The organism is Phocaeicola faecicola, from assembly GCF_013618865.1.
GTDB lineage: Bacteria > Bacteroidota > Bacteroidia > Bacteroidales > Bacteroidaceae > Phocaeicola > Phocaeicola faecicola.
Window position 1 is genome coordinate 1 of the sequence record NZ_JABSOE010000102.1, and the last position, 9362, is coordinate 9362.

At 51.3% G+C, this 9362-nt stretch carries 9 protein-coding genes and 2 pseudogenes; 3 read left to right on the top strand and 8 right to left on the bottom strand.

The features are described 5' to 3' along the window. Nucleotides 1-118 precede the first annotated feature (118 nt). From H3001_RS18040 to H3001_RS18075, 8 genes and pseudogenes are all read right to left on the bottom strand, one after another. Nucleotides 119-328: pseudogene (locus H3001_RS18040) on the bottom strand (DUF4141 domain-containing protein); the annotation flags it as partial. Then, entirely contained in the window at nucleotides 328-678 is a 351-nt protein-coding gene (locus tag H3001_RS18045; RefSeq protein WP_181215682.1) for a DUF3876 domain-containing protein, read from the bottom strand. The pseudogene H3001_RS18040 and the gene H3001_RS18045, both read right to left, overlap by 1 nt. Before the next feature lie 11 nt (nucleotides 679-689). Next, entirely contained in the window at nucleotides 690-3203 is a 2514-nt protein-coding gene (locus tag H3001_RS18050; protein WP_181215683.1) for a TraG family conjugative transposon ATPase, read from the bottom strand. After that, nucleotides 3200-3535 (bottom strand): DUF4133 domain-containing protein, encoded by a 336-nt coding sequence (locus H3001_RS18055; protein ID WP_007845738.1) that lies wholly within the window; start codon nucleotides 3533-3535, stop codon nucleotides 3200-3202. The genes H3001_RS18050 and H3001_RS18055 overlap by 4 nt, the downstream gene beginning before the upstream one ends. Before the next feature lie 10 nt (nucleotides 3536-3545). Then, nucleotides 3546-3842, bottom strand: a complete 297-nt coding sequence (locus tag H3001_RS18060; protein ID WP_004308755.1) for a DUF4134 domain-containing protein — start codon at nucleotides 3840-3842, stop codon at nucleotides 3546-3548. Between the two features lie 168 nt (nucleotides 3843-4010). After that, nucleotides 4011-4640, bottom strand: a complete 630-nt coding sequence (locus H3001_RS18065) for a hypothetical protein (RefSeq protein ID WP_181215684.1) — start codon at nucleotides 4638-4640, stop codon at nucleotides 4011-4013. A 2-nt stretch (nucleotides 4641-4642) separates the two neighbouring features. After that, nucleotides 4643-5044 (bottom strand): DUF3408 domain-containing protein, encoded by a 402-nt coding sequence (locus tag H3001_RS18070; protein ID WP_181215685.1) that lies wholly within the window; start codon nucleotides 5042-5044, stop codon nucleotides 4643-4645. Between the two features lies 1 nt (nucleotide 5045). Then, nucleotides 5046-5828, bottom strand: coding sequence for a ParA family protein (locus tag H3001_RS18075; RefSeq protein ID WP_181215686.1), 783 nt, complete (start codon nucleotides 5826-5828; stop codon nucleotides 5046-5048). 562 nt (nucleotides 5829-6390) lie between these two features. On the opposite strand from H3001_RS18075, the gene mobA reads away from it, so the two are divergent. From mobA to H3001_RS18090, 3 genes and pseudogenes are all read left to right on the top strand, one after another. Next, nucleotides 6391-6813 (top strand): conjugal transfer protein MobA, encoded by a 423-nt coding sequence (mobA, locus tag H3001_RS18080; protein WP_007754154.1) that lies wholly within the window; start codon nucleotides 6391-6393, stop codon nucleotides 6811-6813. After that, complete coding sequence (gene mobB, locus H3001_RS18085) at nucleotides 6798-8066, top strand: conjugal transfer protein MobB (RefSeq protein WP_008648472.1); 1269 nt, start codon at nucleotides 6798-6800, stop codon at nucleotides 8064-8066. Before mobA ends, mobB begins: the two co-directional genes overlap by 16 nt. 20 nt (nucleotides 8067-8086) lie before the next feature. After that, nucleotides 8087-9238, top strand: a pseudogene (locus H3001_RS18090) (YWFCY domain-containing protein); the annotation flags it as partial. Between the last annotated feature and the right edge of the window lie 124 nt (nucleotides 9239-9362).

Below are 9362 nucleotides of genomic sequence, written 5' to 3' on the forward strand. Positions count from 1 at the left end.
CTATACTCCCTGCCGTCCTTTCGTGGGCAGATAAGCTGGTGATGATAGGTAAATATTGGAACACTTACCTAATAGCTTGCCAATGCTACATTTATTATATCGCCTATACGGGCGCACCATCGTAATATTTTTTACCCTGCTGGAAAATCTTCTGCGCTTCCATGAAGCCGTCCAGCGTGTTTTTGGCTGTGGTGGAAGTCTGCACTATCTGTTTGGTGGTGTTGATGATGCCCTGCGCCAAGTTGCCGGGGTCTGACACTACCCACTGTGCGGATGCCTTGCCGATGAAGCAAAGGCATACCGCCATAAGGAGAATTGTTCTTTTCATTATCTTTTGTTTTCAGGGTTTGTAACTCGTTTGTATTCGCCGCCGGGCATGAGCGTTATCCGGTCGGTCTTTTTGTCATAGGTGAACTGTATGCGGAAGCCCGTTTCGATGAACAGGCAGCCGTTCCGTTCTGTTACTGGGTGAGCCGTTTCCAGTATTCTGCCCCTGACATTCGCTTTCCGGGTGACGGTGTATCTGCCGCCCGTTTCCGAGAGTGTGAAAGCCGGGTGTCCCCTGACGTGTACCCAATAGCCCTGCATCCTTTCCAGCTCCTTACTTCCGCTGTCCTCGCAGCCCGCCAGCAGGCAGGCGGACAATAGCGTGTATATCAGATTGTCAATCCATTTCATATTCCTAATTTTTAAGTTGTTGATGATTGGGGATTTCTTTTGCTTTCTGCAAGCCGCTTGATAGCCAGTTCAAGGTTGCCGCCCAGCTTGTCGGCGAGGGCGAACAGTTCCATTTTCTCGCTTTCCTCGGTTGTGTACGTGTAATATTCTTCCAATGAAACTTCCGTGGCATATACCGCCGATTGTGTGCCGCCCAGCGAGAAGAAAACTTCCTTGTACTTCCGTCCGGGGTGGTTCGCCATGTTGATAGACAATATCTGCGAACGCTCCTTGTCGGTCAGTCCCAAGAGGTTCTGTATGCTGTCGAACTTGTTGAGATCTTTTCGCTGGTCTAACAATATTTTGCAGTCCGAGTTATTGATGATACTTTCTTTCACGATAGGGGAAGAAATAATATCCTCTACCTCTTGCGTGACTACAATCGCTTCCCCGAAATACTTTCGGACGGTTTTGTACAAATATTTTATGTAGTCCGCCATGTTCGCCGATGCAATCGCTTTCCACGCTTCCTCAATTAGTATTAACTTCCTTATCCCCTTTAACTTGCGCATCTTGTTTATAAAGGCTTCCATGATGATGATAGTCGTTACCGGGAATAAAATCTTGTGGTCTTTGATGTTATCCAACTCAAAGACAATGAAGCGTTTATGCAGCAAATCCAGTTCCTTGTCGGAGTTCAGCAGGTAGTCGTACTCACCGCCACGATAGTACGGTTCAAGCACGTTCAGGAAATTGTCAATGTCAAAATCCTTTTCCCTGACGTTCTTCTGTTCAAGCTGTCGGCGGTAATCATCCCGGACAAACTCGTAGAACGTGTTGAAGCAGGGCGTTACCGAACTGTCTTTGCCTATCAGTTCGATATAGGCACTTACCGCATTGGACAACGCCACTTCTTCCGACCGTTTGGGGGCTTCATCGTCCCGCTTCCACAGGGTGAGTATCAGGGTCTTGATACTCTCTTTCTTCTCGATGTCAAATACCCCGTCTTCGACATAGAACGGGTTGAACGCTATCGGGTTCTCGTTGGTGTAGGTGAAATAAATCCCGTCCTCGCCGTGCGTGCGGTTGTGGATAAGCTGGGACAGCCCCAAGTAACTGTTACCCGTATCGACCAGCAGCACGTGTGCACCCTGCTCGTAATACTGGCGCACCATGTGGTTGGTAAAGAAGGACTTACCCGACCCGCTCGGCCCAAGTATGAACTTGTTTCTGTTGGTCGTGATGCCTTTCTTCATGGGCAAATCCGATATGTCGATGTGCAGCGGGCGACCGCTTACCCTGTCCACCATTTTGATGCCGAACGGCGAAAGCGAACTCTTGTAGTTCGTTTCTTCCACGAACAGGCAGAGAGCCTGCCCCAAGAACGTGTAGAAACTTTCCTCTGCGGGGAAGTCCGCCTCATTGCCGGGTATGCCCGCCCAAAAGAGCGTGGGCGTGTCGACCGTGTTGTGGCGTGGCTTGCACTCCATTAGTGCAAGCTGGCTTCCCACATCGTTGCGTATGCGTTTGAGTTCTTCCCGGTCATCGCTCCATGCCATGACGTTGCAGTGGCAGCGCACCGAGATAAGCCCCTTGCTGTGCGCTTCGTTCAGGTACTCGTCTATCCACTCCTTGTTCACTTGGTTGGCACGGGAGTAGCGGGAGAGCGATTGCATATTCCGGGCGGTCTGCTCGAAGTTCTTCAGGTTTTCGGCGTGGTCGTCTATGAAGATGAACTGGTTATAGACGTGGTTACACGACAACAGCACGCCCACCGGGGCGGCAAAACTTAACCTGCAATCGCTTCTGTCTGTGGACAGCTTCTCAAATCGGCAGTCCGTCCCGACCTTTCCGGGCAAATCTTCCACGTCCGAAAGCGTGTGCAGGCACAGTATATCGTCCCCGACCCGCATTTCTTCCGGGTACAGCCCGATGTCTTTCAGACAAGTAGTGTCGGTTTGCGAGAGCGAGAAGTATTTCTCGATGATGCCCGCCTTTCCGTCCTGCCCGGTGATTTCCGATGCCGCCAGCCGGGTAAGGGTGACAAAACCGCTGTCGTTCATAATCCTTTCAAACTGCCCGACCGCTTCGATGAACTTTGCCGCCGCTTCCTTGTCGGCTATCTCCTGCGGTACAATCCTGCCCCGGCAAAGGGTGGAGAAGTCGCTCTGTCGGCGGCTTCTCTCCCTTGTCGTTTTCGTCAGGAACAGGTAGCAGTAATGGTTCAGGAACGGGCGTTCATTGAAGTGCCGTTCAAAGGAGCGGCTTAAAAAACTAAGCTCGTCCCTTTCGGTGTCGGGCTGGTAGTTCTCCTTGATGAAGAAGTCCTGCTTGTGTACTATGGAGTAGTCGGGCAGCACCTTGACCGCCTTGTACCACGCCGAATGTATGGCTTCGTACTCGGCACTGGTGACGGTGAACAGTTCGGGCAGTTCCACCCTGAAAGCCACCGTTATGTCCGCATCCTTTGAAATGATGCAGCCGTTCTCCACCGCCAAAAGTGGAAATTTCCTCTCCAGCGTGGTAGCCTTTAACATATTCCTCATGTTCTTTCTTCCTTTCTTCTTTTGTAGTTGAACAGCCGGGGTATCGCCTTTCGGCTGATAATGAAGCGTGGGTGTCTTTTGCGTGCGGCAGCTTTCATCAGCCCGTGCGTGCCGTACTTGGCGTTGAGCCGGAACGTCTGCCACACGAGCAGCAGCGAAGCCGACACGATGAAACCGATACATAGCCACTGGTTCACGCCTGCCATGAACAGGACGATGAACACCACGAAGACGGCGAGCAAGCCGCCGCAAAAGATAAAGAGGTACTGGCTTTTCAGCCCCTTGAACTCTACCGGCTTCCCGATACCCCTGTTTACCGGATATTCAGACATTGCCGCCTTTTTAGAGGAAGAACGAACGCAGGATAGTGGCGGCGACAATCAGGAAGATGCACGCCCCGAACCAACTGGCGGCGGTCTTTGAGGTGTCGGGGTCGCCGCTTGAAAACTTGTTATATACTTTTACCCCGCCAATCAAGCCGCAGACCGCCCCGATTGCGTACACCAGTTTTGTTCCGGGGTCAAAATACCCGGTGATTAGGTTCGTGGCTTCGGTGATACCCGCCTGCCCGTTTCCTTGTGCGTAGGCACTTACCACGGCGGCAAGTATAGCCGCCGACAAGAAGATTTTCTTTCTCATTGTGATTTGTTTTTAATGCCGGGCGGCGGGTGGATAGTCCGCCTTTCCCGGCTGGTGAATAATTTGAAATTTTAGTGGTCGGGGATAGTCCCGTTTGTCTGTTTGTTTTCAGGTTGCCAATCAACCGTAATCCCGTTGTTTCATGCTGTCAGGCTTATAATTATTATATTATAGGAAATCGTTCATGTCGAACGCTTCGTGTTCCTCGCTTGTATCGACAGTTCCGGCAGGGACAGCAGCCGCAGCCAGTTCCGCTTCGTTGCGTCCCAGCAGTTCCGCCACCTTTGCCAGCCCGCCGTTGATGTTCTCCACCACCGCATCGTAGAGGTTCGTCCCCTCAATGCTTGCCAGTGTCCCGGCGGCTTGCCGTTTCTCCGCTTCGGTGGGGGTATCGGCGTTCGCCGTGCGTACCGCTTCGCCCAGTTCGTCAAAGCTCACGCCCGTAGCCCGTCCGGTATCATCGTCACCGTCCATGTACCCGGCTATTTCCTCGTCCTCGTAGTCGGGTTCGTCATTCTCGTAACCGGGCGTTTCTTCCGGCAGTCCGTCAGCCTGCGGCGCAAAAATAGTATCATTTTCAGCCGCTTGCGGGAGGTGTCCCGATTTGTCCTGCGCTGTCCCGATTAGTCCACCCTTGTATCGGCTTTCACCTATCAGCGTGTAGCCTGAAACCCCGTTTCGTGGAAGCGGCGCATCATCCGTTTTGCCCGGTGATGTCCGGCTGTCCGTGTAGCGATACCACAGCCACAGGGCGATGTAGTACACCAAAAGCCCGGTAAGTATGCAATAGATTACCATAGTCAGACAGGCTTTTGGAAGTGGCTTTCGTACAGGGTGTTTATCTCGTCTTGGTACTGCTCGAAGTGCCGCAGCAGAATGTTTTCCACGTAGCTGCTTACCGTCACCTTGCGCCCGCCTATCACTGTCACGATACGCATCAGCTTTTCGTGCGTGGTACGGCTCACGTATAAGGGCTGTCGGTCTGCCAGTTCCACTTTCTGAAAGTAGGTTTCCCGGTAGTCGCCCGAACCGCCCTTGCGCTTGCGGTTTGTCGTTTTCTCCACCCGCACCGTTTCTGTTTGTGTTTCTTGCGGTACATCATTCGTCTTATTATTATCTTGTTTACTGGGAACACCCTGCGAGATAAGCTCTTTCATGAAATCCTCGTCTATCTTCGGCATCCCGCCGCTTTGCTTTGCCATATCATTTTAATTTGATGTAGTACACTATTTCGGTTATCAGTTCTTCCAAGTTGCTTCCCCTTACCAGCGGGCGGCTGGCGGGAAAGAGCGTGGAGCGGAACACCGCCTTTTTATCCGCCACCAGTTCCTTTTTGTAGCGTTTGGTATCGGGGATAAAGGTTTTCATCAGCGGCAGTTCCAGTTCCTTAATGGTCTTGTCATAGGCGGCGTAGAGGTCTGTTTTCTCCCGCCCGTCCACCATGTTCCAAAAGAGGTACAGCCCGGCAAGTCGGCAGGCTTCATTCCTCACCAGCAGTTTTTGGATAGCCATTGCGAACGACAGGCTGCTTTCCAGTACCACCTTGTCGGCTGAAATGGGGGTGAAGATGTAGTCCATGCCCGCAAGGGAGTTTATCACGCCCTCGCTGTTCACCGTGCCGGGCAGGTCGAAAAAGACAATATCCGGCACGTGTCCGGCGGCTACATATTCGTCAGCCGTTGCAATCGCCTTTTCGGGCGAACTGCACAATACCGGGTAGGCTTTCTTCCCCAGTCGGGTGAACTGTTCATACGCCATTCGCTTGTAATCTTCATCCGCCCCAACCTGCTCGGCATCCCGCTTGCGCATCCCGGCAATGGAGTGCTGGGGGTAGTCGCAATCGACCACCGCCACATCGTAGCCTTTGAGGTAGTATAGGTAACTCGCCGCCAGCACAGTAAAGGTGGTTTTGCCGACCCCGCCCTTTTGTGTGGAAAAGGCGACATAAAGGGGTGTTTTCTCGTTTTCCATATTGCTTCCGTTCATTATTGGTTGATAGATTTATTTATTGCTTTCAATCATTCATTCCATATTGCAATCTTGAAATATTGAAAGACTGTTTTATTTCAATCTTGTTTTCCTGCTTTCATTCTTTCTTGAAATATTGAAATCCTGCAATCACGTTTTATTGAAATCCTGCTTTCAATCATTCTTTCCTGATTGGAATATTTCTTTCAATCTTGCTTTCAATATTGAAATCCGATGCAAAAAAAGGGAGAAAAAACATCCCCTGAAAACCTTGTCCCGATTTGTCCTACGCTGTCCCGATTTGTCCACCAACCGCCTATTTTACAGCATTATAAATCACCGTTACTTTGCAGCGGAGTAACGAACCGCAGGGGGCAGGGGTGTAAAATCAGGCTGGTGCATAACCGGGCTTACCGTTTCACGCTAACCCCAATCCGTCCGTGACGGATTTCGATTTTCGTCAGAAAATAGCAAGGTGTGTTCTATGGCACATAGAACCGTTTTCCGTGCCTGAAAACGCCTTGCCCCTTGCGGGGGTGAAAATCACTCCGAAGTCGTAATTTTTTTAATCCAAAGAAGCATGGAAACAAGAAAACCTAACAAGGGCGGTCGCCCCGCCCTCGCAGACCCGGCGAAGCATCGCCATGTCCTTTACCTGAACGACCGGGAGAACGCCCGCTTCCTCTCGCAATGGGAGCAGTCGGGCGTCACGAGCAAGTCCCGTTTCATCGCCGCCCGGCTGTTCGGCGAGCCGTTCCGGGTGGTGAAAGTGGACAAATCGGCAGTAGAATATTGCGCCCGGCTGACCGAATTTTATGCACAATTCAGAGCCGTGGCGGTCAATTACAACCAAGTTGTAAAGGCGTTGCACAACAACTTTTCGGAGAAAAAGACACTGGCTTTTCTCTATAAATTAGAGAAAGCGACCACCGAACTGGCGATGTTGAACCGTCAGGTTATCGACCTGACAAACGAGTGCAAGGAACTATGGTTGCCAAAATAAGCACGGGCGGCAATATGTTCGGCACACTGGCGTACAACCAAAACAAGGTGGACAGCGGGGAAGCAAAGGTGCTTTTCTCCAACCGGATGCTGTTGAGCGAGGACGGGAATTTCTCTATCGGCGAGTGTATGCGCAGCTTTGAAATGCAGATGCCCGTCCAGCTATCCACCAAGAAGCCGATACTTCATATTTCCATAAACCCGCACCCGGAAGACGTGCTGACCGACCAGCAGCTTTCCGACATTGCCAAAGAGTATATGCGGAAGTTGGGCTATGGCGACCAGCCCTATTTGGTGTACAAGCATACCGACATCGACCGCCACCACATCCACATCGTGGGGTTGCGGGTGGACGAGAACGGCAAGCCGCTGAATGACAAGTTCGAGCATCGGCGCAGCAAGCAAATCACCCGTGAACTGGAAAAGAAATACGGGCTGCACCCGGCAGAGCGAAAGGAACGTGCCGAACGCCCGGAACTTAAAAAGGTGGACTATGCCGCCGGGGACGTGAAGCACCAAATCGGCAATACCGTGAAAGCGGCTTGCTATGGCTACCGCTTCCAGTCGTTCGGGGAGTACAAGGCTTTGCTTGCCGCTTACAACGTGTGCGCCGAGGAAGTCAAGGGTGAAGTGAACGGCAAGCCCTATCAGGGCATTGTCTATTCCGCCATGAACGACAAGGGCGAAAAGGCGGGCAACCCGGTAAAGGCTTCCCGCATCGGCAAGTCGGTGGGTTATGAAGCGGTGCAGCGCAGAATGGAGAAATCGGGCGAAGCAATCAGGAACGGGAAACTGAAAGAGCGCACCCGGAAGATTGTAGCCACTGCCATGCAGACCACCCGCAGCCGCAAGGAACTGGAACAACAGCTAAAGAAGCAGGGCATTGACGTGGTATTCCGTCAGAATGACAGCGGGCGCATCTATGGCGTTACGTTCATCGACCATGACAGCCGGGTGGTGCTGAACGGTTCACGCTTGGGCAAGGAGTATTCGGCGAACGTGTTCAACGAACGTTTTTCGGGCGAAACCGGAAAGATGCACCAGCCCGAAGTGTCAGCACCGCAGCAAGACCAGCCCACGCATCAGGAACAACCGGGGTTCATGCCGAAATCCGACATCGTTCCGGGTGTGGCTTCCGTGTTGGGTGCGTTCGGTGGATTGCTGGGCGGCGGTGCATCAGGCGGTGACGATCCGCAGGACACCGCCCGCCAAAAGAGAAAGAAGAAAAAGAAGCGCACAAGGCGCATCGACTAACTTAAAAAAACATTACAATCATGCAACAGGAAGATGATTTGAGAGGGCTTGCAAGGGTCATGGACTTTATGCGGGCTGTCAGTATTCTATTCGTGGGAATAAACGTGTACTGGTTCTGTTACTCCACCCTGAAAGAGTGGGGAGTGACCTTTGAAGTGATAGACAAGATACTGTGGAACTTTCAGCGCACCACCGGGCTGTTCTCGTCCGTTCTTTGGACAAAACTATTTTCGGTGGTGTTCCTCGCCCTGTCGTGTATCGGCACTAAGGGCGTGAAAGAGGAAAAGATAACGTGGGCGAAGATACATTGCAGCCTTGCGGCAGGTGTCGTGTTGTTTTTTCTGAACTGGTGGCTGCTGGAACTTCCGCTGCCACACACGGCGGACACTGTGTTTTATATCGCCACGCTGTCGGCGGGCTATATCTGTATGCTCATGGCGGGTACATGGATGTCCCGGCTGTTGAAGAACAACCTAATGGATGATGTCTTTAATACCGAGAACGAAAGTTTCCAGCAGGAAACAAGGCTTATCGAGAACGAGTATTCGGTAAATCTGCCTACCCGGTTCTACTATAAGAAGAAATGGAATAACGGTTGGATAAATGTCGTGAACCCGTTCCGTGCCAGCCTTGTGTTGGGTACGCCGGGTAGTGGCAAATCGTATGCAGTGGTGAACAGTTACATAAAACAGCAAATCGAGAAAGGTTTTGCGCTTTACTGCTATGATTATAAGTTTCCCGATTTGTCGGAAATCGCTTATAATCATTTGCTTAACCACTTGGACGGGTATAAGGTAAAGCCCAAATTCTACATTATCAATTTTGACGACCCCCGCAAGAGCCACCGATGCAACCCGATAAACGCCAGCTTCATGTCAGACATTGCGGATGCCTACGAAGCCAGCTACACGATAATGCTTAACCTCAATCGAAGTTGGATAAGCAAGCAGGGCGACTTCTTCGTGGAAAGCCCGATTATTCTTTTGGCGGCTATAATTTGGTATCTCCGTATCTATCAAGGCGGTAAGTATTGCACGTTCCCCCATGCCATTGAACTATTGAACAAGAAATACGCCGATGTATTCACTATTTTGCGCAGTTATCCCGAACTGGAAAACTACCTTTCGCCGTTCGTAGATGCTTGGGAATCAGACGCTCAAGAGCAGTTGCAGGTGCGCCCGTAAGGGCATATAATAAATATAGCTTTGGCAAGCTATTAGGTTCGTGTTCTTTGAAATAATAACCTATCACCAGCCGACTTATCCATTCAACGAAAGACGATGGGGAGTGTAGCAT

Coding starts and splice junctions, on each gene's coding strand:
- H3001_RS18045 (WP_181215682.1), bottom strand. CDS start 678: ATGAAATGGATTGACAATCTGATATACACGCTATTGTCCGCCTGCCTG.
- H3001_RS18050 (WP_181215683.1), bottom strand. CDS start 3,203: ATGAGGAATATGTTAAAGGCTACCACGCTGGAGAGGAAATTTCCACTT.
- H3001_RS18055 (WP_007845738.1), bottom strand. CDS start 3,535: ATGTCTGAATATCCGGTAAACAGGGGTATCGGGAAGCCGGTAGAGTTC.
- H3001_RS18060 (WP_004308755.1), bottom strand. CDS start 3,842: ATGAGAAAGAAAATCTTCTTGTCGGCGGCTATACTTGCCGCCGTGGTA.
- H3001_RS18065 (WP_181215684.1), bottom strand. CDS start 4,640: ATGGTAATCTATTGCATACTTACCGGGCTTTTGGTGTACTACATCGCC.
- H3001_RS18070 (WP_181215685.1), bottom strand. CDS start 5,044: ATGGCAAAGCAAAGCGGCGGGATGCCGAAGATAGACGAGGATTTCATG.
- H3001_RS18075 (WP_181215686.1), bottom strand. CDS start 5,828: ATGAACGGAAGCAATATGGAAAACGAGAAAACACCCCTTTATGTCGCC.
- mobA (WP_007754154.1), top strand. CDS start 6,391: ATGGAAACAAGAAAACCTAACAAGGGCGGTCGCCCCGCCCTCGCAGAC.
- mobB (WP_008648472.1), top strand. CDS start 6,798: ATGGTTGCCAAAATAAGCACGGGCGGCAATATGTTCGGCACACTGGCG.